At 49.1% G+C, this 23624-nt stretch carries 20 protein-coding genes and 2 pseudogenes; 4 read left to right on the forward strand and 18 right to left on the reverse strand.

All coding sequences use genetic code 11. The annotated features are described in order from the left end of the window. Positions 1 to 148 (forward strand): annotated as a pseudogene (locus IQ265_RS13240) (photosystem II q(b) protein); the annotation flags it as partial. Positions 149 to 501: 353 nt separating this feature from the next. On the opposite strand, the gene IQ265_RS13245 reads toward IQ265_RS13240, so the two are convergent. The 18 genes and pseudogenes from IQ265_RS13245 to IQ265_RS13325 form a co-directional block, all read right to left on the reverse strand. Beyond that, entirely contained in the window at positions 502 to 903 is a 402-nt protein-coding gene (locus tag IQ265_RS13245) for a RidA family protein (protein WP_194054328.1), read from the reverse strand. A gap of 66 nt (positions 904 to 969) precedes the next feature. Next, positions 970 to 2538: an alpha/beta fold hydrolase gene (locus IQ265_RS13250; RefSeq protein WP_228037872.1), complete on the reverse strand. Its 1569-nt coding sequence runs from the start codon at positions 2536 to 2538 to the stop codon at positions 970 to 972. 209 nt (positions 2539 to 2747) lie between these two features. Then, positions 2748 to 3488, reverse strand: a complete 741-nt coding sequence (locus tag IQ265_RS13255; protein WP_194054329.1) for a CPBP family intramembrane glutamic endopeptidase — start codon at positions 3486 to 3488, stop codon at positions 2748 to 2750. A 155-nt stretch (positions 3489 to 3643) separates the two neighbouring features. Further along, complete coding sequence (locus IQ265_RS13260; protein WP_194054331.1) at positions 3644 to 4006, reverse strand: nuclear transport factor 2 family protein; 363 nt, start codon at positions 4004 to 4006, stop codon at positions 3644 to 3646. Between the two features lie 38 nt (positions 4007 to 4044). Next, positions 4045 to 4491 (reverse strand): hypothetical protein, encoded by a 447-nt coding sequence (locus tag IQ265_RS13265; RefSeq protein ID WP_194054333.1) that lies wholly within the window; start codon positions 4489 to 4491, stop codon positions 4045 to 4047. Then, complete coding sequence (locus tag IQ265_RS13270; protein ID WP_194054335.1) at positions 4491 to 4691, reverse strand: peptidoglycan-binding domain-containing protein; 201 nt, start codon at positions 4689 to 4691, stop codon at positions 4491 to 4493. The genes IQ265_RS13265 and IQ265_RS13270 overlap by 1 nt, the downstream gene beginning before the upstream one ends. 411 nt (positions 4692 to 5102) lie before the next feature. Beyond that, complete coding sequence (locus IQ265_RS13275) at positions 5103 to 5681, reverse strand: DUF981 domain-containing protein (RefSeq protein ID WP_194054337.1); 579 nt, start codon at positions 5679 to 5681, stop codon at positions 5103 to 5105. Positions 5682 to 5855: 174 nt separating this feature from the next. Continuing rightward, on the reverse strand, positions 5856 to 6320 hold the full coding sequence (locus IQ265_RS13280) for a lipocalin-like domain-containing protein (protein ID WP_228037873.1): 465 nt from the start codon (positions 6318 to 6320) through the stop codon (positions 5856 to 5858). Further along, positions 6295 to 7212: a dioxygenase gene (locus IQ265_RS13285; RefSeq protein WP_194054341.1), complete on the reverse strand. Its 918-nt coding sequence runs from the start codon at positions 7210 to 7212 to the stop codon at positions 6295 to 6297. Before IQ265_RS13285 ends, IQ265_RS13280 begins: the two co-directional genes overlap by 26 nt. A 500-nt stretch (positions 7213 to 7712) precedes the next feature. After that, positions 7713 to 8114 carry a RidA family protein gene (locus IQ265_RS13290; RefSeq protein ID WP_194054343.1) on the reverse strand — a complete coding sequence of 134 codons (402 nt, stop codon included), beginning with the start codon at positions 8112 to 8114 and terminating at the stop codon, positions 7713 to 7715. A 161-nt stretch (positions 8115 to 8275) separates the two neighbouring features. Next, on the reverse strand, positions 8276 to 8866 hold the full coding sequence (locus tag IQ265_RS13295) for a nuclear transport factor 2 family protein (RefSeq protein ID WP_194054346.1): 591 nt from the start codon (positions 8864 to 8866) through the stop codon (positions 8276 to 8278). Positions 8867 to 9085: 219 nt separating this feature from the next. Continuing rightward, positions 9086 to 9271: pseudogene (locus tag IQ265_RS30110) on the reverse strand (pirin family protein); the annotation flags it as partial. A 348-nt stretch (positions 9272 to 9619) separates the two neighbouring features. Continuing rightward, entirely contained in the window at positions 9620 to 10270 is a 651-nt protein-coding gene (locus IQ265_RS13300) for a GPP34 family phosphoprotein (protein ID WP_194054348.1), read from the reverse strand. Positions 10271 to 10351: 81 nt separating this feature from the next. After that, the gene (locus IQ265_RS13305; RefSeq protein WP_194054350.1) at positions 10352 to 11329 is read right to left on the reverse strand and encodes a CPBP family intramembrane glutamic endopeptidase; all 978 of its coding nucleotides are present in this window, start codon (positions 11327 to 11329) and stop codon (positions 10352 to 10354) included. Between the two features lie 41 nt (positions 11330 to 11370). Then, entirely contained in the window at positions 11371 to 11490 is a 120-nt protein-coding gene (locus IQ265_RS28790; protein ID WP_347404966.1) for an AraC family transcriptional regulator, read from the reverse strand. 403 nt (positions 11491 to 11893) lie between these two features. Then, positions 11894 to 12451, reverse strand: coding sequence for a DsbA family protein (locus IQ265_RS13315; protein WP_194054352.1), 558 nt, complete (start codon positions 12449 to 12451; stop codon positions 11894 to 11896). Between the two features lie 1274 nt (positions 12452 to 13725). Then, a complete protein-coding gene (locus IQ265_RS13320; RefSeq protein ID WP_194054354.1) occupies positions 13726 to 14355 on the reverse strand; it encodes a response regulator transcription factor in 630 nt (209 codons plus the stop codon). A 12-nt stretch (positions 14356 to 14367) separates the two neighbouring features. Then, positions 14368 to 21021, reverse strand: coding sequence for a PAS domain S-box protein (locus tag IQ265_RS13325; protein WP_194054356.1), 6654 nt, complete (start codon positions 21019 to 21021; stop codon positions 14368 to 14370). A 488-nt stretch (positions 21022 to 21509) separates the two neighbouring features. Here IQ265_RS13325 and IQ265_RS13330 point away from each other — a divergent pair, with 488 nt between their 5' ends. From IQ265_RS13330 to IQ265_RS13340, 3 genes are all read left to right on the forward strand, one after another. After that, a complete protein-coding gene (locus IQ265_RS13330; protein ID WP_228037892.1) occupies positions 21510 to 21632 on the forward strand; it encodes a UBP-type zinc finger domain-containing protein in 123 nt (40 codons plus the stop codon). Between the two features lie 47 nt (positions 21633 to 21679). Then, on the forward strand, positions 21680 to 22609 hold the full coding sequence (locus tag IQ265_RS13335) for a DUF5996 family protein (protein ID WP_228037877.1): 930 nt from the start codon (positions 21680 to 21682) through the stop codon (positions 22607 to 22609). Positions 22610 to 22781: 172 nt separating this feature from the next. Next, entirely contained in the window at positions 22782 to 23597 is an 816-nt protein-coding gene (locus IQ265_RS13340; RefSeq protein WP_194054360.1) for an alpha/beta hydrolase, read from the forward strand. Positions 23598 to 23624 lie beyond the last annotated feature (27 nt).

The following is a 23624-nucleotide window of genomic DNA, read 5'->3' on the forward strand; positions in this document are numbered from 1 at the left end:
GATCCTTGACTCACAGGGTCGTGTGATTGGCACCTGGGCTGACGTAATTAACCGGGCGAACCTGGGTATGGAAGTGATGCACGAGCGCAATGCTCACAACTTCCCCCTCGACCTGGCTACGGCTGAAGCTCCTGAAATCATCGGCTAGTCGCGAGCGGCTACTCCACTGATGGATTAGGAAAAGAGCGCTCCCCTTGGGGGCGCTCTTTTGGTTTTTGCCCAATAACTGGCTGGAATCTTGATTTTGCGACCATTCAGACCTAACGGTTTTAGCCCCATAGCCCTACGACTAGCAGCATCTTTAAATCGTTTGCCGCCTAGGCAGCTTGGATGACGACGGCGCTGAGGTTTTGCAGCTGGTCGAATCAGTCAGAGGTGGTGGTGACGATGAGGTGGCGATCGGTCTATGCCCACTGAGGCGGATCGCTAAGCCATTACATATTTTCGCTTCGTTCTACGCATCAGCGGCAGCGCTGGCTAGCACTGCCGCTGATGCAAAACTCATGGAACAATTGCAGTCACGCGGATTTCAATCCGCATCGTTGGCAGTCCAAGCGCCGCGACTCCTACCTGTGTCCAAATAGGAGCATGATTGGGCATGTAATGGCGATATAGCCTGACCATCACCTCGTTAACCTCCGCAGGCAACCCGCCAACATGGTAGGAATTAACGTGGACGACATGCTCCCAACCCGCTCCGGCCGTTGCCAAGGTTCGCTCCACATTCCGAAACGCCTGAGCAATCTCGTCCCCGAGCAATTCTGGAATTTGCAGATTGTCATCCCAGCCACCTTGTCCAGATATTTCTACGCGATCGCCAATTTTTACCGCTTGTGAGTAATGCAAGTTATTCAGCATGTATTCCCCATAGCCGGGGGTGACGAAAAACTTGGGTTTATCCATGGGGTTTCTCCGTTCAGTACGATGGTCGATAGGGGTTTCCAAACCCTTAGGTTTGGCGCTGGGGGGCTAGAGGACGCAGCGATTGCCCTCGGCAGGAAGTTCAAGGTCGATCAGGTAGTCGGCGACGATCGCATTGACGCAGGGGCTGATGCCCTCAAGGGCGACGGTGTGCCGCTCGCCTTCGACGGTGAGGAGGGTGCCGCCGATGGAGTCGGCGAGGCTGACCCCAGCCGTGAAAGGGGTGGAAGGGTCGCCCGTGATGGAGACGATCAGCGTGTCGGGTAGACCCTCAACGTCTTGAGCGTAGGGGAAGCCGAGGGTCGGCTCACCGGGCCAGAACTCGCAGGCATCGTGGGTGACGCCCTCGACGTCGCGTCCGGTGTCGAGGAAGGGGTTCACGTCGAAGATCTGGCGGCGCAGGTCGGCCTCCTGCTCAGGGGTGCGGCGCTCCTCGTCGTTGCAGTTGATCGCGAGGTTGGCCTCAAGGAAGTTGCTCCACACCCCGTCTGCGCCACGGCCACTCAGGTTGTCACTCAAGGTCAGGAGCTTGTCGCCCCGCCCCTCGTGCTTGAGCTGGGCAATGCCGTCAATAATGAGCGGCCACGCCTCGGCAGTGTAGAGTCCAGCGAGTACGCCACCAGTGGCCTGAAAGAAGTTCGCCGTGCGCCCGTTCCCGGCGGGTACGGGATAGTCGATCAGCGGCTGAACCAGGCCCTGGAACACGGCGATAGCCCCCTCGGGGTCGCTGCCCAGCGGGCAGTCTGGGCTCTGGGCGCAAAACTCGGCCATCAGCTCGAACGAACGCTGGAACCCCGTGTGAAGGGACAGTCTGCGCTCCGCGCTGCCCTGCCGAGGATCCAGCACACCGTCTAAAACCATTGCCCTTACGTTTTGAGGAAACATCTCGGCGTAGACCGCGCCGAGCCGGGTGCCGTAGCTCTGTCCAAAGAAGGTGAGGGTCTCGTCACCCAGGGCGGCGCGGAGCACGTCCATATCCCTGGCTACATTTCGGGTACCGACGGCAGCGAGAACCGCTTCACCCCCCGATCCCTGGGCGCACTTTTCCATCAACTCACGGGTGTCGGCCGTGGTCCACTCCCCCGACGTACCCAACAAGGTTGTTTTGTTTTCGCCCCTGTCACTCTCTGCGTCGGTGAAACAACTAATCGCCGGGCTCGAGGCACCGACGCCACGTGGGTCGAAGCCGACCCAATCGAAGCGTTGCAGCAGTGGGCTGTCCCTTAGACCCACCGCCGAAAGGACGGCTACTTGCATCCCTGAGCCACCTGGCCCGCCTGGGTTGATTACCAGCGAGCCGATGCGCTCACTCGGCTCACCTTGCGCTGGCAGGCGTAGCACCGCAATCTGCATGGTCTCGCCGGTGGGGTTGTCGTAGTCTAGGGGCACCTCGAGCCGAGCACAAGTGAACGGGTCAACGTACAGTTGTTCCTCGAGGGCAGTAGCTGCAAACCCCTCACAGGAACCAAAGGCTAGCTCCTGGTTGTAGAAGCGCCCCAGTTCCGCCGCTGGCCCCTGGGCAGACTGTGTCAATGCGGCAGGTGCCCCAGCGAGGAGCAGCACCATCACCGCTGTGGCCGTTAGTAAGCGTCTAAAGTAGGTCTTGCGATCGCGCATCATTCTCCTCCTGGGGGAAGCTGTTGGTCTTGAATCGGGCGTGAGTCAGTCACGATTTCGTGGGTTGTTAGAAGAAATTTGAGACATGGTGTTTAACGCCTTAACTGTGGCGGGAATTCGAGATCAGCAAACCCCTGCGCGTGCAAGGCGGGCTTGAGGGCGAGCGTCGGCTTACTGCGCGGCGATATCCAGAACGGCCTTGCCATGCCTCAACCTATGAGGGCTAGCACGGCATGAACCGTCAGGTGGGCAATCATTGCAGTCTCTAGCCCGTAGCGCCAGAATAAATACCCCGCAACCCCTGCAAACAAGGAATTTTGAACTAGCAAGAGCCCCAGCAGGGGTGGGGTTAACGGCAGCCCTAGGGCGATCGCATAGGGTAAGTGGGCCATAGCAAACATCAAGGAGGAGACGGCAATGGCGACGACCACCCATCGGGCCTGGGGTTTACCCTGGCGCTGCTGCCCAAATCGCCAGCCCAGCCACAGCAGCAGCGTCATCAGTCCCCAGCGGATCAGAATTTCTTCGGTGATACCGCCGTAGAGAAATCGCACTAGCAGCGGGGTGGGTTCAGCCGCCTCAAAGGCTGGTGGCAGCAGCGGGCGAGACAGCAGGGTAATCGCCGTCAGCAGTGCGCCGCTGATCAACCCACCCACCACACCGGGCAACAGTTGAGGAATTATGGCTTGCCGCCACGATCGCCCCATGGCCAGCGCCTCTGCCCCCGGTGCCATCAGCCCTAGCCGATGGGCCAGGAGCACGCCTATCAGCACCGCCACCGATAGCAAAACCGTGGGCTGCACCAGCATCAGTAGTCTGACCACGGCGGCAGGTGGGGCACTCTCTGGAAGCAAGGGCAAAGGCAGCAACACCAGGGACATCACCCCAGCCATGCCTGCCAACCACAGCAGCCCAAATAGTCGCAGCCGAGTGTTTTTATGCTTAACCATGACTCATCCTCAATGTCGTTACTAGAATCGGCGGCGATGACACCCCAGAAGATCAGCTCCTCGCCCAGGGGCGTAATTCTTACGGTGATTTATGCGTCACAGGCTCATTCTCGACAGCTCATCTGTAATCGACTGTAAAGATTACTTACCCTGCACTACTGGTTTTTATCCTTGGTTTCGATTACGAAAGCCTTTAATTCGGCCATCTTGCCGCCGCGAAAGCGCCAGACATCGCAGTACGAGTAATGGGTCGCTCTCCCTTTTTCGTCCTTGATTGTGATGTCGCCGAGTGCCGTGACAAAATCCCCCTCAGCGATTAAGTTCGCGACAATATTCAAAGGCGTTTCCATATACTCTGTTGCCATCCATTGGCGAACGGCTTCCTTTCTGTTCAGGGCCTTGTCGCCGACAAATGTCCATTCCGTGTCGTCATCGCAGAACGACAAAAATCCTTCATGGTTGCCTTGAGCGATCGCGGCGTTTGCCGCCTCTAAGACGGCTTTATTGTTCTTTGACATCTAAATCTCTCCTCTACTCGCTGCTGCCCCTCACTGGTTTACTGCTGAGGACTGGTATAGGGCTGACATTGAATCGTCTGCACATTCCGCAGGTAGTCTAACTGTGGCTCGAAGCCAGTCGGACAGGAGACATAAACGATGTCCTGCGACTGGTTAATGACTAAACGATAGCTGGGTGAAATCTCTTCATAACTTTCGATCACTTCGATTCTGGGAATCACTTGTGAACTACATTGAATCGCCTCCACACCTCGCAGATAGTCCAACTTTGGTTCGAAACCAGTCGGACAGAGGACATCAACATTGTCTTGAGGTCGGCTAATGACTAACCGGTAGCTGGGTGGAATCCCTTCAGAATCTTCGATTACTTCGATTCTGGGAATTACTTGTGAAGTGACCTGAGCCAGGGATGGAAGATTGAACAGTAGGAGTACACCGAGCAGAATTGTGGTTGCGATTTTGGTTGAAAGAATCTTTCGGTTCATTAGAAACCTCCTATGGCTTGTGGTGGTGTAATGTTCTGTTGTTTCCAGGGAATCGGTGATCGATAGGGGTTTGCGTGCATGTCCAGAACTTCCCAGGTAGTTGGATTGACTCGCTCTGTAACTGGAATTCCATGTTGTTGCTGGAGATCGCGTACCGCAGACGCTATGACCGCACCAAAGATACAATCGACTTCAATCAATGTTTGTTTTCAGGCAAGTGAGCCAACATTGATACTAGTTATAGTGGAACAAGAATCTTCCAGAAATTGTGCGAGAATCTGTGCGATCGCTGCCATTAATTCTCCTAGTTCACCCCGAACATAGATGTGGAGGTGAAGCAATTTCTCTATGGAGCTTCCTGCTGCATCCAAAACGATAGTTAAATTAATCTATTTCGTTACGACATATAGCGGTATTGAATCTCGTGACGGTAGCGATCGCTCTTCGACCCTTGAGATGGGTTCCCTCGAACGCGATGAAATCGGCAGTTTCACTAAATGGAGCAGCAAAGTCTTCACCACTGCCCCGATTCCAAGCATCAATCATCTGGCGATGGAAAGTACGGGTTGTAGACTCGTCAGCAGTAGTGGTGGTTTGGGCTGTACCACTAATCAGTTTTTGCGGTACGACCCGGGTTGCCACGTCGAGAAGGTTTCAAGATGTGCCCAGTAAGCATCTAGTCCGATGTGAGTAAAGATGAGGGCTGCTACAAGTAACACAATTGCTCCAATCGTTCGTAAAAGCCGATTTTTTCTGAAATAAAGCGTTGGTGCAGAAAACACTCCGCCTAAGCCAACCAAAATGAATGCAATTCCTACCCGCAAAGGTGTTGGTGTTAACCCTAAGTTGATGAAGCGAACGCCAATGAGAAGTGATACTAGACCTGCAAAAAATCCATAAATACTTAGGGTGAGCAGATCCCAACCCGTTGCCAGAGCTAGGGAAGTTCCAATAAATAGCATGCCAAACAGAACACTTGTTTCACCATAGGCAATATTGAAACTACCAATCACAGGCCAGGTAAACGTCATGTGTAAGCCAGTGACTAACGCGATCGCGCCAACCATACCAAAGCCTGGAACCCAGCGTTTCTGATTGGATTCATCAAGACCAAAGTACACATAGGTTGCTAGCAGAACAAGCCCAGCTACCAGATTTATGAGCATGAGTGTAATGTAGTCGATGAACATTTAGATCTCCTGCAAGTGTTTGATACCAGAAATATCCATGTTGTAGAAGTCTGAGAAACAGGTGTTGTGTTGTTCTCATTCTTCGTTTATCTGATTTAAAGCACTGAGGTTTACTGATCTCATCTACAAGTCAGAGGCAGCTTTCATGTGCTTAAATCTGGGTTCAAGACGTAATCAAATACGTTCCCACATCAGCTCGAATACTGTCTCCACACCATCGTTTAGGACTGGCGAAGTTCTCAGTGTTACCTGGTTTTCGTTTAGAGTAAAGGTGCGAACCAACGTTGTACTCACTCGATTCGGAATGGTCGCAATTTCAATGTGATGAGTTACAGTGTTGCCACTCAAGGTATAAGTTCCTGCATAAGCATTGAATGTTGTGAATGCTTGAGCAAGTTCTTCAGTCGGTAGAGATTGCATCTCTGGACTCAACGGCGATCGCACTTCCTGACTCAACGATGGGCGATCGCTCCTGGAAAACATCACCATCATGTGACCATCGGGTGTGTATGTGATATAACCAGTAGGATTTGCTCCATACACATCTGGAGCCACCCTCCCATCGGCATGGATGGCGGTTGCAGAAATTAACTTCCAGATGCCAATCAGAGGATTATTGTGGATTGGTGATGTAGGCATAGTGTTCATCTGTTGCTTGATAGGTTGTTGTTAAAGTAACGGGTCTCAACACGAAATCAAACTCAGTCGTGTAAAACGGTTTACTTTGCTGCCGTGCCTTGAGTTCCTCTGGTGCTTCGTGCTTTTGCAGTTGAACAACTGCCGATCGCACGGCAAAGGTTGTATCTGAGTCTAGGTGAGGATCGCCAGCCATAAAAATTTGTGTTGTCAGTGGAGTGTACTCCGGAGCACTGAGTTTGAAATGGATGTGAGCCGCCCGCCAGGGATGCCGTCCCAAAAGTCCCAGCAACTCGCCAGATGGACCACTGCTTGGCACTTTATAACCTAGTGGCACTACGGTTTCAAACCTATATTCTCCACTCTTGTTCGTCTTGAAACGTCCGCGAAAATTCCCCGGCGACTGAGATGGATCTTGGATGTCATATAATCCTTTGGAATTGGGTTGCCAAACATCAATCAGAGCATTGGCGATCGGTTGACCGTTCAAATCCAAAACCCTACCTGACAGGAAAAGCGAATCTCCTTCTGCATCAATACCCAAGCGATCGCCCATCTGCCGTTCTGGTGCATTCGGCACATACAATGGTCCTTCTAAATTGCCTTCTGTGCCATGATGAGCATCGCCCAGCAGTTCTACCAACTCTGAAATCCCTAGTAGATCCGTCAACAGATGGATCTCTCCAGTGGGAATCTCTTGAGTGTGATGACTTGCCTGGTTGAGAAAATTACGTCCCTGCTGCAATTCTGATTCTGTCAGATTCACCTCACGCACAAAGTCATGTAAATGTCGAACCAAGCTCGTGTAAATTTCATACAGTCGCGGGTGAGATTTGCCGCGATCGCCATGATTAATGACGGCTTCAGTGATAGCGTCAAGTGCGATTTTCTGCACGATCAAACTCCTTTTTAATTGCGTGATTAATGATGCTTTTTATTCGGCGACTATTTTGACTTTTAGTCCGTGTCCTAATCTAATTGGCTATAGCTATAGTCTGGTGACTTGATACTTTTAAGACTCATCCTGACGATTTCGTGCGGCATACCAATCCATTCAAGAACGATGAGATCAGTCAGCGAATAGGCACCGGGCATACGTTAGAGTTTCATGGAGTTTCCTTGGTCGCAAAGAATGTGTTTTTGCTTCCTGTCTGCTGTTTTTGTAGTCTGAGTGTAATGACTCCTAATGCTCGGTTTCTTTCAGATTCTTAGGGTGTTTTGTCATATTCTTGTGCAATTATCTTCAAGACGTATCAAATGCAGTCAATACGGCTGCCTCCATAGATTCCATCTGTGCAAACTCTCCTTTTCGAATAAACAGTGATGGAATTTCAATATCGCTCAGCGGAAGTAACTCTCTAACTTCGCAGTAGCTCGTTGCCGCTGATGCGGAATTCATGGAACAATTGCAGTCACGCGGATTTCAATCCGCATCGTTGGCAGTCCAAGCGCCGCGACTCCTACCTGTGTCCCAATAGGAGCATGATTGGGCATGTAATGGCGATATAGCCTGACCATCACCTCGTTAACTTCGGGAGGCAACCCGCCAACATGGTAGGAATTAACGTGGACAACATGCTCCCAACCCGCTCCAACAGTTGCCAAGGTTCGCTCCACATTCCGAAACGCTTGAGCAATCTCGTCCGCGAGCAATTCGGGAATTTGCAGGTTGTCATCCCAACCACCTTGTCCAGATATTTCTACGCGATCGCCAATTTTGACCGCTTGCGAGTAATGCAAGTTATTCAGCATGTATTCCCCATAGCCGGGGGTAACAAAAAACTTGGGCTTATTCATGGTGTTCCTATTTCCTTTGCGTCTGCCAGAGAAGACTACTTTTGCACCCACCGCACCAAACGCGATCGCAAACCTGTTTCAATGTCATTCCAGTCAATCGCTGAGAACATTTAAACCTGCGATCGTAGGTCTAAGTATTGATGGAAAGCTTGTTCTAACCTTTAGTGGCGATCGCTGGCACGATCGAGCAGTGCGTTTGAGGGCAAACTCGAATCAAGTACCTTGCGTGCACTGTCAACCCCTACAACGGGCAGCGTAACCGGATCAAGCATGCCGAGCTGAACCAATACAGTCGCCTGATCCCAGTAGAGGTGTTCATGGGCTAGCTTGCCGTCACGGAACCGAATAATCGCGACCACTGGCACTTCAACCTGTTTCCCGGTCGGAGCAATGCCGGGTAGCATCCAGTCCATCCGGATGGTATGAGTGAACTTAACCAGCATTTCATCGACGAGTTGATTGGTTCCGATCGTGCGCGAGACCGTAGCCAGATCTATATCCGGCGGCATCTGTGGAATGAAGTACTTGGAATAAAACTCACGCAGTGCCGGTTTCCCTACTCCCCCAGTCATTACCGGAATGTGATTCACGTAAGCGTCCTCAACCATTGTAGCGAGAGCATCTTCAGGGCTGTGAGTACCAAATTCGTGCCCGATATGCTCTTCCCAGACCGCTTGTAAAGCTTCCTGAGCAGGTGTCAGGTTGGGGGTTGCCTGTACTGCCTGTTTGTCTACAGGTTGCTCTTTGACCACGTTAGATTCTCCTAGTTTGTTCCATCTCAACTGTATTGATTCCAATGCTTAACTTCTTTCAGATTCTTATTTCATTCGCGATCGTTGCCGAATTCTTTGTTTACTCACGCGCTTGAAGCGAAGCCTGCTTGATATCTATCCTGCTTGATATCTATAACGAGATCGGTTACTTGACGTTGAGCCTCTTCACCCAGCGAGTCAAACTCGTTCAGGAAAGGTCTTTTGTACTGTACCTAGACTGTCTCTTTGCAGAAGGCTTTCTTCAAACAAATAGGTACCGTCGCTAAATTGATGTGTGAATGGGGCCTAACATCGACACCTTTTCCAGGCGGGAAAACAGATGGGCCTAAGTGATCAAAGAGGATGAAAGGGCCAACCATTTTTTAGGGTTTCACTCTGTAAGATGTGCTATACGCTAAACCCACCTAGGTCGTGCTTTTCAGGCGTGATTAATTGAATGCTCATTTTTGTCCGATCCATTCTGAGTTGACGTTGTGGACAAAGGTACAATCTTAATTCTGTTGCTGCTTCAGATTCTTGCCTCACCTAACTTCGATGTAATGATTTCTAAAGCTCGATTTCTTTCAAATTCTTAGAGTGAAGTGCAAGTTCGTTTCGGCAGCATCCGATTTAGACACTAATGTTCAGAACTCACTTGCCATGTAATGACAACAACACTCCGGACAATTCTGGCAGAAAACTTTTTCTATCAAAAATTGTCCGAACTATTGTTCTATACAACCCCTAATAATTTCATCCGCCACTGATTGCACCAAAAGTGGTTGCTTGAATGGTTAAAATTGCCTTTGAAACTGCTTGACCGACCAGTTCCTCTCTTGCGATCGCTCTAATTCGCGATCGCGCTTCAGGACGTTCTTCAGGTCTGAACACCGCATCGGTCAGGTGAGAGGCTTGCATCAAACTAATCAATGCTGCCATCCGAGAATCCAGTCCAATGCCTTCTAACACGGCTGCACGAACTTGCTGGATAATCTCATGTTGAATGGATTCATCGGTTAGAAAATATCGCTGCGTTGGGAACAGTCCAAGAATGCGCTGCTCTTGTCGTTCTAAAACACCTAAATCAACTAAGTTCTGCAACACAATCGTTTGAATTCCTAGATATCTTCGTCTCCAACGAGTCACCCAGAACCTTGCAGTTCGAGGACGAGACGATGCTAGAACCTCACTCAGGCGTTGATCCAAGAATTCATTGCCTGTGTTGACTGCGATCGCACCGATCACACGATTGTCGTTGTCGATCTCAAGTTTGCCTTGCAGTACTAAGTCTAGTAATAAAGAACCGACCAAGCCGTAGTCGAGTGCAGAGTACCAAGAGAAGCGAGTTTTCCCAGTTTGGGGATTGAGTGCAAGAAGGATTAAGTCCTGTGAAAGATATTGCATGATGAATTCCTTATTGAAGTATGCTGCGGTTCCTTCGGAGTTGTGTCTCGGCGCAACTGATAGGTTTGCAAACTGACAAGATCACCCACGATCTTGCCGTGGCTCTGAAAAACGGGTTGGGGTTTTACGCTTGAACACTCCGTAGGCGATCGCCAGAAACACGGGTACTACAACCAGCATCGATAGCGCCGTGTAGGTCGCGTGGAATTTGCTGATTGTGAACAGAGCCGGTGCGTTCACGGCGCTTCCGGCTACGCCCACCAAGAGATTGCCGCCGATGTTGTTCGCGAAGTGTGCGCCGATGGCGAGTTCGGTGGTTCCGTCAATCAACGAAACCACGGTCCACACCAGCCCCGGAACGAGGAAGTAGTTGAAGAAGACCGTGAGCCAACCGCCCGCGCTTGCCTCCGGGTTGAGCAGGTGCGCTAGGGCGAAGATCGTAGCTGGCACCAGCGCCAGAAACACGCGGTTCGTCCAAACAATGCTCGCGCCCTGCATAATATAGCCGCGAAAGAAAAGCTCCTCCGTAGTCGTCTGGATCGCGGTAAAGACTAGCGCCAGCGGGACGAAGAGTGCGAACGTTGCGAGGTCGAAGTTAAAGGAAAAGGTGTCGGGATAGAAGAAGTACTGTCCCAGTCCAGCGATCAGCCAAAATGGCACGAACCACGCCACAAACCCCTGACCGACACGCCGCCAACTTATCTGCTCCCGAGCCGTGATCAGCGTTCGGGGGTGGCGACGGTGAACGAGGGTGACGGCGATCAAGATTCCCGCGAGGAAGAACGGAAAAATTGCCGTGATCGCAACGAAGCCCCCCACGGGACCGAATGCGGCGTAATCCAGCCGACTGAACGCTGCAAGCCCCTCCTGACCGCCAAACAGGAACGCGATACGGGGGGTGGCGATGCCGCCGACCACCAGCCCCACAAAGAAGATGACTACTAATCCCAGAACATACCGCCACCCCCGATGCTTACCCCACCGGGCGGCCTCCACGTAAGTCACATCTTTCACTTCCATTCCGATTCCCTGATGTCCTTTAATTGCTTTAAACTTCATCTTGGTCTCCTTGACTGGTGCGTGAATGTAGTGCTTGGACGCTAGCGAATCTGTTTTGGGGTCATTCCCGTAATGCGCTTGAATTGTTGGGTCAGATGGCTTTGGCTGGAGAAGCCGACTTGTAGAGCAATGTCTGCGTTGGCGTAGCCTGTGCGTAGCACGTATCGCAAAATCCGTCTTCTTCAACATTACTTTTGCTCGTTCCACGCGCTGTTTAATCACGTACTGATGGGGCGAAATCCCCATTGCTTGCTTAACAAACTCGCAAAGTAAGTCGAACTAACGTTGATCACTTTTGCAGGTTCAGCCAGTGATAATTCTCGTTCATGTAGCGTCGGCTCTGCCGAATCGAGGTGAGTCTGAATATAGTCAAGTACTTGCTGCAATCGGGTGTACGTTAAGCCTTTATAACTAGCTTCAATGGTTGGCGTTGTAGTTGTTAGCATGGTTCGGAACTTGGCAAGTTTTTCAACAAATCAGGCAAAAACTAGCGATCGCGCATTCGATCGCTGACTAGCACTAACAAACAAGTGAGATATAAATTGGGGTTAGGGATCGGGGAGCTTAACGACTTGCAGCAATCATGGCCGCCATCAACTCCGTCGTGTTCCAGTGCCCGGTATACCAAATTCCATTGATAAACAGGGCTGGGGCAGTCGTCACCCCACTCTGTATTCCGCCTTCAATGTCTTCATTGATGCGATCGACATGCACTTGTTTAGACAACTCTTTGAGAAATTGAGGCATGTCTAGCCCTAAATCATTGGCGTACTCGATCAGATAACCGTTCTCCAACCTTTGCTGATGGTCAAATAAAGTGTCGCTCATCAACCAAAACTTTCCTTGGGCGGCGGCGGCAACGGCGGCTTGGGCTGCTCGTTGAGCACGGGGATGAATCTGTGCTTGCGGAAAGTGGCGGAAGATAAAACATAAATAATCTTCTCCAAAAGAAGTACTAAGCTCTCGTTTGATCGCTTTAATCAGCTTGTAAACGTCTGCACTTCTGGGGTCTTGATAGTCTCCGTACATGACCAGCACTACCTTGGCATTCAAAATACCTTGAATCCAATCTTGAGTTGAGGGTGGTACAAGTAAGGAGCTGTGGCTAGAATCGTCACTCATCTTTTTACATTTACATCAAGCATAGAACCGTGCAATTTAATTGCTCGATCCATTTGCATGACTGTTTGCATAAATTCAATATAAGTGATCGCTCTCAAGCTGTCGCCTATAGCAAGTCAAATTTTTTATAGTGCAAATTGATAGATTAGCCGTGCCATCGCAGAGTAGAAGGCTGACTCTAACTTAAGTTAGAATCCGAACTTGAACGAAAGTACACCCTATAGAACTCATCTAAGCACCAAGCGCTTCAGCATCGAGCGGATGAAACAAGGACTGATCTTTGCAGTTGCATGACCCAAGGTGCGCTAAAGTTCTTGAGCAAGCTTTTACACCGTTCCATCTAGTCATTAAGACGTTCAATCACCCACCGCGTTGCCACAGGAACAAACCCCCTTTTGCCTTGTGCTGCTTTTTGCGCTTTGGTTGGCTTAGGTGCAAGTTGAAAGCGAATCATTGAATATATCTGTAAAATTTTGTAAATAATCAGGAACTTCGATATTTAGAGTTGTGTCATTGTTAGGGCTGTAGCAGCAAGTAAAAGGAATTTCAGCCCTTTGTTGCTTCTAGAGCAGTTCGTCATTCCAATGGACGTAAATTCAGAACAGGGTAGCATGTACGGTAAAAGCACTACGGTACAGTTATGAGATCTCTAATACTTGCATCGGTGTTGGCAATTCCTGTTGTTGCGCTGTCTTTGCATACTCCGATCGCGGCGATCGACAGTCCTCCGGTACAGCCGACAAATTCGGCTCAAACAGCGCGTACAGACTCACACTTTTCCTTAAGCAATGAATCTTCGCGCCCAATTGTTAAATTCTATGTTAAGCCAGCCAATAGAATCACAGGAAGCAAGAATGTCCTGAATCAGCCACTTCAACCTGGAGAGTCTCGTAATATCACGATCGAGACTGGAACGACTTGCGTATATAATGTCCGAACCGTATTTGCAAACAACAATATCCGAACCTTACTTGCAAACGACAGATCTAGGAAAATGAAGAATGTCAATGTATGTGAGTTGGGAGGCATCAGCCATTCCGATTAATGGCACGATCAGCGACCAGTTTGCTTTGAATTCTACTCATACTTCATTTTCGTAACACAATCCTTCGATGCTGTTCTATTTCAGAACGAGTATCGGGGGATTTTTTGTCGTGTTTATTTCTTTTTCGGCAGCAACGATTCAATGATTGCCCACTCCTTGTCGGTTAAACTGCTGGAATACGGCATTTATTTTTGATCTTAGTCCATCTCAAGAAGATCCCAAATCGACTCTATAAACTAACAATGCCGCGTTTAACGGCAACAATCACAGCTTGAGTGCGATCGCTGACATCTAGTTTATTCAAAATCCGGTTGACATGAGATTTAACCGTGCCTTCGCCAATGCTCAAAGCAGCCGCAATATCGGCATTGCTCATCCCCTGTGCTAGTGAGCGGAGTACTGCCAGTTCTCGTTCACTCAGTTCTGGATTGCTGAGACGTTGAACTAACTTTGCTCCCACGTCTGGCGGAATGTACTGCTGACCCCGATGAACGGTACGAATGGCATTCAGAAGCTCGTCCGGTTCGGTTTCTTTCAACAGGTATCCCTTTGCGCCTGCCTGCAATCCCCGGTAGATATCCTCGTCACTATCATAGGTGGTCAGTACAATAATCCGAGCCGATTTAGCCGTCGCATAAATTGCACCAATGGCAGCAACTCCTTCTACTTCGGGCATTCGGAGATCCATGAGCGTGACATCCGGTTGGTGTTCCTCAAATAGAGCGATCGCCTGTTCCCCATTTTCGGCTTGTGCAATCACTTGCATATCAGGGTCACGGTTAATAATCGTGGCTAATCCTTGCCGAAAAATGGCGTGATCGTCCGCAATCAAAACCCGAATAGTCGTGGCTTGGCTCATCGTGATGCTCACTCAAGGGTTGACGGTGACAATAATTTCTGTTCCTTGTCCAGGCTGGCTCCGAATCGTGAGTTGTGCGCCGATGCGCTCTGCCCGTTCGCTCATGCCGAGTAAGCCAAACCCCTCAGAGGCCGGGATACTTCCAACTCCAAAGCCCTGTCCATTGTCTTTCACGCGCAAGCAAACCTGATCGCGATCGTAGGCTAGCTGCACTCGAATTTCGTCAGCATTGGCATGTTTAATCGCATTGGTTAATGCCTCCTGCCCCATCCGTAGGAGGTTGTTCTCGACTTCAGTGGGTAAAGCATATACCGCACCCTCGATCTCGTAGTGCAAAGTGGTATCCATTGCGGCAGCTCTAGTCTGAGTGACGAGACGATGGAGAGCGCTCTGTAGACTGCCCTCCTCCAAAAGCTGAGGCCGGAGCGCGACGACCGAGCGCCGCGCTTCAGTCAGTCCAGTTCGCGCCAATTCTTTGATCAGGTCCAGGTGTGCCTGAGTTGCTTCTACATCATCGGTTAGCACCTGTTTTGCAGCTCCGACCTGAGCCAGAATACCTGTAAACGACTGAGCAAGGGTATCGTGAATTTCGCGTGCCATGCGGTTGCGCTCCTCTAAAATTGAGGTTGCTTCTGCTTGCTTCTGCGCCGTAATATCTCGCACCAGCCAAATCACCTGGTCGTAGCTGATTGGGGCAATGCGAGCCGAAAACCACATTTCTCGTCCACTTAGAAACGCACCATACTCGACCGTGAGGATTTGTTGGGTTCTCAATACCTGCTGAATATAACCTAGAAACTCATCAGCTTCTTCCCTGCCGAGTTGATGCATGGTTTTACCAATCATCTCCTCAAAGGGGTGCCATAGCAGATCTGGTTCCATTACCATTATTTCAAGGAATCGCCCTTCAGCAGAGAATACAAACAATGGATCAGGAATTGCCTCAATTAGATTCCGTAGCTTTGTCTCTGAGGCTTGTAAGGCTTCTTCTGCTTGTTTGCGATCATCGATATCCGTAATAACTCCCAACGCTCGGATAGGTTCACCGGATTCATTCCAGGTAACAATTTTGCCAACATCAAAAATCCATTTCCACTGACCATCCTCGGTACGACGGCGATACTCTACTTGAAAATTAGGCACTTCTCCAGTAAGACTAGCATGGTAAGCTGCAACCACTGATTCTCTATCGTCAGGGTGCAAACTCTCAATCCACGTAGATTTGGTCACATGATATGTTGCTGGATCGTAGCCCAGCATTAAAGCGTATCCTGGGTTAACCACGATTTCTTCAGTTTTGATATTGAGATCGTAGAGTCCTTGATTTGAAGCGGTTAATGCTAAGCGCAGTCGTTCTTCACTCGTTTGTAGAGCGGCTTCTGCTTGCTTGCGATCGCTAATATCTGCAACCACCCCTTCGACGTATCCATCGGCTGCATTCAGATAAGAAGAGGTAAGTCCCCAGAACAGTGTCCCAGCTCGTTTTCGCATCTGGACTTCAAAGCTTCGCAGTTCCCCATCCCGCTTCATCACCTCAATGGCGTATAGGCGATCGCTGGGATTTACAAAATAGTCGATGCTGTGTTCTAGCCCAATGATCTCCTCTGGTGAATCAAAGCCCAACAGGTTGGCAAGGCGTTGGTTGGCATTGAGAATTAATCCATCCGAGAGGCGGGTTCGGTAAATGCCGACCTGCGAGTTTTCAAAGATAGTTCGGAACTTGGCCTCACTTTGTCGTAACGCAGCAGTTCGTTCTGCAACCTGTTGCTCTAAAGTGCAGTTGTAGTCGGTTAGGAGTTTCTCGGCTTGTTTGCGCTCTGTAATGTCCTGAAAGGTAGCGATCGCATGAGTGATATTGCCCTGTTGATCAAAAACTGGTGTTCCCCGTGCCTCAACTAGAATTGTGGCATGATCTCGACGAATTTCTATATCTTCAGTTGTAATGCGTTCGCCCCTTAATGCCCGAACATTAGGCAAGCTCTCCGCTGGATAGATTTGATCAGTTCCTGCTACATAAAGCTGGTAAGCCTCTGAGAGCTGCTCCGGTGCTACGGAAGGATCAGTTTCTTTACCCAGGAGTTGAGTGCCGTATTGGTTGGCATAGTAAGGGCAACCCTCCGCATCCACGATCGCAATTCCTACCGGAATCGCTTCGAGAAACTGAGTGCTCTTGCTTTCGTTAGCCCGCAGTTCTGAGTAAAGGTTAGCATTTTCGATGGCGATCGCGGCTTGAGTCGACAATAGCCGCAAAACCTGCGATCGCTCTGGTGTAAACACTTGAGCTGCCAACCGATTTTCTAAGTACATTACACCAACCAGCTTGGCTTGATTCAGCAGCGGCAAACAGCAAATAGATTGGGGCTGGTTCTGTTGAATGTATGGCTCATTAATAAAATCACCTTCACGAGTCGCATCATTTAAGGTGACAGGCTTCAGAGTTCGAATCACATATTGAATGATTGATTCTGGCAATTGATCGGCAATTGGAATAGACTCTAACACCTGAGTCGCACAAGCATTTTCATCGGTATTGAGTTCACAAGCCGCTTCAATCAACCATTCTCCTGAGTTTTCTAAAACTAGATATCCGGTTTGTGCGCCAGCATTCTCAATTAAAATTTGCATCAATGATCGCAGCAATTGCTTCAGTTCAATTTCACGAGAAATCGCCTGTGAAGCTTTCATCACTGCTGCTAAATCGAAAGCAGTATGGAAGGGATTAGTGATAGTTTCAGCAGTAATAGGAATTGATGTAGAAGCGACTCTAGACGACTGAGAGAAGAATTGTGGATAGCGAGTTTCTAAGTCTTTAACTTTAGCAGTCGCGCCCCAGCGATCGTAGCAATAGCGCGCCTCTTTCATGTAGGTTTGAGCAATCTTCTCTCGACCTCGCGCTAGATAATGTTTAGCCGCTAATTCATAAGCTAATGCTTCTTCCTGAATATATTCATTTTCAGCAGCACCTGCGATCGCCCGTTCATAAAGTTCCTCGGCCTCAAAAAATTGCTCTGAGACTCGCGCTTTCTCTGCTTCGACTAAATAAAATTTATGTAAATAATTCATTGGGGCATGACTCGCCCACTTTTGCATCTTTTCTTGGTTGGAGCCAACACAACTTAGCCAAGCTGCTTTTTCAGAGTTTGAAGCATCAGTCGCTAGGCTCAAAAGCGCTAGTGAATGATAGAAACAGAATGTAGGTAAAACCGTTATTGCTGTCACCTCTTCAAAATGTCGCCTTGCCAAAATAGCAGTCTGTTCAGCTTGATGGTGTTCTCCAAATAGATAACACAACATGACTTTGTGCAAGTAGAGTATTTGGATTGCAGTTCCATCTTTAGTTGTAATAGCGTATGACAACGCCTTCTCTTCGGTACATAGCCTACCGATTAAGCGGCTGGGATTTTCAGCTTTGTCTAGCAAATTAAGAATGGTCTGTCGCAATATTGCCAGCCAATTCGAGGGAGTTTCCCGTCTGATTCGATCAACTGCTTTGCTGTAGGTTGCTGTTTTTTGTTCCAGTTGGGTGAGTTCTTCTCCAGCAAGAAACGAGTAATAGCACACGTAGTATGCAGTATAACCAGCAGTTTCAAAGTCTCCTGTTTTCACTCCATTTTGATAGGCATCAGCCAGCATGGGTATTGTGTGCCTAAGATGCACCTTCCAGTGCATAATATGGACATTCGAAAACATTAAGGTTCTAGCATTTCCTCTGGCATTCAATCGTTCTGCCAAACTGAGCGCCAATTTGCCGAACTCATAACCAAGTTTAATGTCTCGGACAACTCCACATAGAACAAACCCGTAGCCAGCATAAAATACTGATGACCAAACAGCATTTCCGTGGTTAATTGATAAATTTACCGCTTTGCAAGTAATCAGCATGAATAGTGCCGGTGATCTGATAAATGCAGCAGACCTCATACTTGCCAAGATTGACATAGCTGCCAGCGGTTTTGGTGCAGTCATCTCTGGTAAATTAATCAAGTTTTCGATTTCTCGTTCAGCGAGTAGTGGAGCCGTTGACTCCAATTCCCTTTGTATATCTGCCCGGCTTGGATTTTCTATTAAACCCAAGCCCAAGAGCTTTAACGCTTCCGATCCAGTTTTTAGTGCTTCTTTCAGGTTGCCCTGTGACAAATATCCTTGAATTCTGGTATCGTAAGCCTGCACTTGGTCAACCACTGTTTTGCCACGAGCAAGTACCACTTCTACCAACTGTTCCATCTCATCAAAGCAACCCTGGAGATACGCCGCTTCTGCTGCTTCTGAATACAGCGCTAAGGTGAGGTCATACTCACTCTGCCAACTCTCTGAATTGAGGAGTTTAAGCCCTGTCGCGAAATACTTAAAAGCGGCTTCATAAGCCGTTGCTGCCTTTGCTTTCTGACCTGCCATTAAATTCAATCTGGCAATTTCAGTTCGTTCTGGTTGAGCAGTGAATAGCTCAAGTCCTTGATTGAGATGATCGATGATTTCAAACAGCCGATCGAATCGTTGCTCCGGTGAAGTTTTTTCGAGCAAGTTGCGACCGATTTGAAGATGAACAATCTGTTTCTGCGATTCATCAATTAGAGCATAAGCCGCTTGCTGAACGCGATCGTGCAGAAACTTATACTCTTGAACCAACAAGTCTTCGTTCAGTTCAGACAGAGGTTGAATTAATCCCGCTTGTATTGCTGCAAGTAGATCCTGGAAAATTGCTTTCGGTGATTTTTCGCAAACAATCGCTAACGTTTCTAAATCAAACTCAGATCCAACACAAGCCGCGATGGAGAGAACTTGCTGTGTTGCTTCCGACAATTTCTGCAACTGACGCAGCAATAACTCCACCACATTATCGGTAATATCTTGAGCTTCAATCTCAGCTAGGTTCCACTGCCACCCCTCTTTACTTCCCCCCTTACCAAGGGATTGAGGGGCATCAAAGGTCAACAGGTTTTCGCTATGCAGCAGCTTCAAAAATTCACCAACAAAGAAGGGGTTGCCCTCGGTTTTACGCAACACGACTCGGGCTAAGGAACGAACGGTATCAGGATTGCGATGTAACGTCTCAGCCACCAGTTGAGTCAACGGTTCTAGCGTTAAGGGGGTCAGGGTGATTTCCTGAAGTACTGCTCCCTGGTTTCGCAGGCTCTCTAGCGTTAAGACCACCGGATGCGTTGGAGTCAGTTCGTTATCTCGGTAGGCTCCAATCAAAAACAGATACTGGATCTGCTCGTCAAGTAAGATGAGTTCGATTAACTTCAACGTCGCAGAATCGATCCACTGTAGATCGTCTAAGAAGATGACCAGGGGATGCTCTTTTGCACAAAACACCCGCACAAATTTTTGAAACGTGAGATTAAAGCGATTTTGTGCTTCTGTTGCTCCAACTTCAGGCACAGGTGGCTGCTTGCCAATGATTAACTCGACTTCTGGGATGACATCAATGATGATCTGTCCGTTGTTACCCAAAGCACTAAGTAGACGCGATCGCCATACTTCCACCTGTTCATTGAGTTCGCCCAAGAGTTGCTGCACCAATTTTTGCAGGGCATCAACGATCGCGCTATAGGGAATGTTGCGTCGGAATTGGTCAAATTTACCCCAGATAAAATAGCCGTGCTTTGCAGTGATCGGTTTAAAGAGTTCCTGCACTAATGCTGTTTTGCCAACCCCAGCGTAACCAGAGACCAGCACCATTTCACGGACTGTCTTACTCCCTGCCACTCTGTCAAACGCTACCCATAATGCTGCAATCTCCGCTTCTCGCCCATACAGTTTTTGAGGAATGCGGAACTGCTCGGAGACATCTTGCAGTCCCAACGATATGGCGTTAATCTGACCCATTTCTGCCAGTTGTTGGGCACAGCGCTCTAGATCTGCTTTGATGCCCCAGGCACTTTGATAACGATCCTCTGCATTTTTTGCCATCAGTTTCAAAATCAGGTTTGAAACTGGTTGGGGGATCGTGGCATTCAACTCATGCGGGGGAACCGGCGGTGTAGCAATGTGACAGTGAACGAGTTCTAGAAGATCACTGGTGGGAAACGGCAATTGTCCCGTCAACAGTTCGTAGAAGGTTACGCCCAGTGAGTAAAAGTCGGTGCGATAGTCGAGCATCCGGTTCATTCGCCCGGTTTGCTCTGGCGACAAATAGGCGGGGGTTCCTTCTAGAAGATGAAGACTTTTGAATGTGGGATTGGTGCGACTGAAGCGAGTGGCAATGCCAAAATCAATGATTTTGACAACGCCAGTCCTCGGATTAAAGACAATGTTGCCAGGATTAATGTCTTTATGGATGGCATGAGCCGCATGGATTTTGCCTAAAGTATCCGTAATGGCGATCGCCATATTCAAAAAAACCGACAGCGGCATGGGAGAGAAGTCCAATTGTTGCCGCATCCAGCATTCTAAAGACTCTCCACCAAAGTCTTCCAGAAGAATAACCAGCGTGCGCTGGTAGTCCTGCTGGCTGTATGCCTTGATTACGCGTTCAATGTTGAGAAAACGAGTAATTTCATACTCCTGCCGATAGCGAGTTAATTCTTGAGGAGAGGGATAATCCTGCTTGAGGACTTTGGCAATCACGGCACAGGTATCTTGCTCTCTGACGCCTCGGTATACCAAAGAAGCTAAGCTCTCATAGATTTTGCTGTGGATAGTAATTCCAGGCAGGGTAATCATTGAGTGCTCCCCTATAAAGGACTGTCATCCGTTTCCCAAAGTATATCGCTTACAAACCAACGACCGCACCTGAGCAAACAACTCCGCACCCCAATCGGAGCAAAAGCCATGGGTGACCTTATTGAGAGCCGTATTGCAGAAGTGTTGAGAAACTAGGGTCTATCGTCGTCGGTTACGGCAATAGCTTGTAGTGACAGCCGCTTCATCCGGGGGGCAAACAGGTCGTCGCCCGCATCAAGGGTGCGGAACATCGCTACCGGATTTTGCATTCAGACATTTATGGTTGATCGGTTGTATGAATGTACTTTCGATCAAATTCGGAGTCTAACTTAAGTTAGAGCCAGCTTTCTACTCCTAGATGGCATGGTTGATCTATCAATTTGCACTGTAAAAAATTCAACTTGCTATAGGCGACAGCTTGAAGGTGACGACCTATATTGAACCTGTGCAAACAGTCATGCAAAGGGATCGAGCAAGTAAATTGCATTTTGATTTTATTCTGCAATTCATCACAGCACGCCCACCGTCATTATGAAGAGAGCGGACACGCAGTGATCAGTTCAGCCGAATTGGGAGAACAATGGCTGTGGTGTTTTGCTGACGAACAATAGAAGAACTATTAATCGCGCGTCCCTTTTCTACTTATGAGGAAACCATGATGTTAAATCAGCCTGCCCCAACAGACATTTGGCCAAGTTTACCCCTAGACTCATGGCAAAAAACTTATACCACCTTGCACATGTGGACGCAAATCATTGGCAAAATCCGATTGGCCCAAACTCCTTGGATTAATCATTCCTGGCATACTCCCCTCTATTTAACCGTCCGGGGGCTGACCACGTCTACGATTCCCTATGGCAGCAGCATCTTTCAAATCGACTTTGATTTCATTGATCATGAGCTGCTGATTCAAACCAGCGAAGGGGCAAGACGAGCGATCGCCCTCTATCCTCGCTCTGTCGCTGATCTCTACCAGAACGTGATGGAAACGCTCAGAGAATTAGATCTTCACATCACCATTAACACTAAACCGAATGAAGTCTCAGACCCAATTCGATTTGAGCAGGATGAAACCCATGCCGCTTACGATGCGGATTATGCCAATCGATGCTGGCGAGTGCTGCTACAGTCCGATCGCGTCTTTAGAGAGTTTCGCTCCCATTTTTCCGGCAAGGTCAGTCCTGTTCATTTTTTCTGGGGAAGTTTTGATTTGGCCGTGACCCGCTTTTCGGGGCGGTCGGCTCCTGAACATCCGGGAGGGGTGCCGAATTTGCCGGATGTAGTGGCACAGGAAGCCTACTCTCAGGAAGTCAGTAGTGCTGGATTCTGGCCCGGAGCCGGATTATCATACCCAGCGTTTTATTCCTATGCGTACCCAGAACCCGATGGGTTTAAGCAGGCTGAGGTTCGTCCCGATGCTGCGTTTTACAGTAAAGAGATGGGTGAATTTGTTTTGCCCTATGACGCGGTTCGCGAGGCAGAATCACCCGATCAGATGTTGTCAGAGTTCTTGCAAAGCACCTATGAAGCTGCCGCCAGGTTAGGCAACTGGAATCAAAAGGAACTTCAGCAGTTGACGTTTAAGTAGCAACTGCATTTCTAAATTGGCGTTTAACTCTCGACACCTTCCTTAATACCGGACACTTTGCCCTACAAGAGTGCGGAGATGCGATCGCGGAACATCCGTCGTTTTATGACTACTCACGTTGCGTAATCAAAGGCTATCTCACGAAATCACCCACCGTAAAGGCAAACATCCTATGAATTGGTTCGCGATCAAGAACGGCATCCGGTTATTACTCATCGTCGCACTCTTTTTAAGTACCACAATCCTCACATCCTTAGGAACCGTCATGAATCCTGCCAGCGCCCAAGACAGTAAACCGACCATCGTTCTGGTTCACGGTGCATTCGCCGAATCTTCCAGTTGGAATGGTGTATTAGCCCAGCTCATTCGCAAAGGATATCCGACGGTTGCTGTCGCCAATCCCCTGCGCGAAGTCAAAAGTGATGCTGATTATGTCGCCAGCGTGCTCCAGGGTATTGAAGGTCCGATTGTGCTTGTGGGGCATTCCTACGGGGGCGCAGTGATTACCAATGCAGTTGACAACGAAAACGTGAAGGCGTTGGTTTACGTTGCGGCTTTTGCTCCTGAGGCGGGCGAAACCGCTGTTGAACTCTCAGGACGTTATCCAGGCAGCACACTTGGGCCGACCCTCGCGCCCCCAGTCGAACTTCCTGATGGCGGCAAAGACCTCCATATTCAACAAGACAAGTTCCACGCGCAGTTTGCTGCCGATGTGCCTGCCAATGACGCTCAGTTAATGGCGAGTACTCAGCGTCCAATTACAGAAGCTGCATTAAACGAAGCCTCTGGTGTACCGGCATGGAAGTCTGTTCCATCTTGGTTTATTTATGGCGATCGCGATCTCAATATCCCCGCCGCCGCCCTATCCTTTATGGCAGAGCGAGCTAACTCTCATGAGACAGTTGTCGTCAATGGCGCGTCCCATGTCGTGATGGTTTCCCATCCCGATGCCGTCGCCGCAATTATTGAACAGGCTGCGAGGAATTAGGCATTCTCTTCAATTACAAATAATGAA

This window comes from Nodosilinea sp. LEGE 06152, from assembly GCF_015207525.1.
Taxonomy (GTDB): Bacteria; Cyanobacteriota; Cyanobacteriia; order Phormidesmidales; family Phormidesmidaceae; genus Nodosilinea.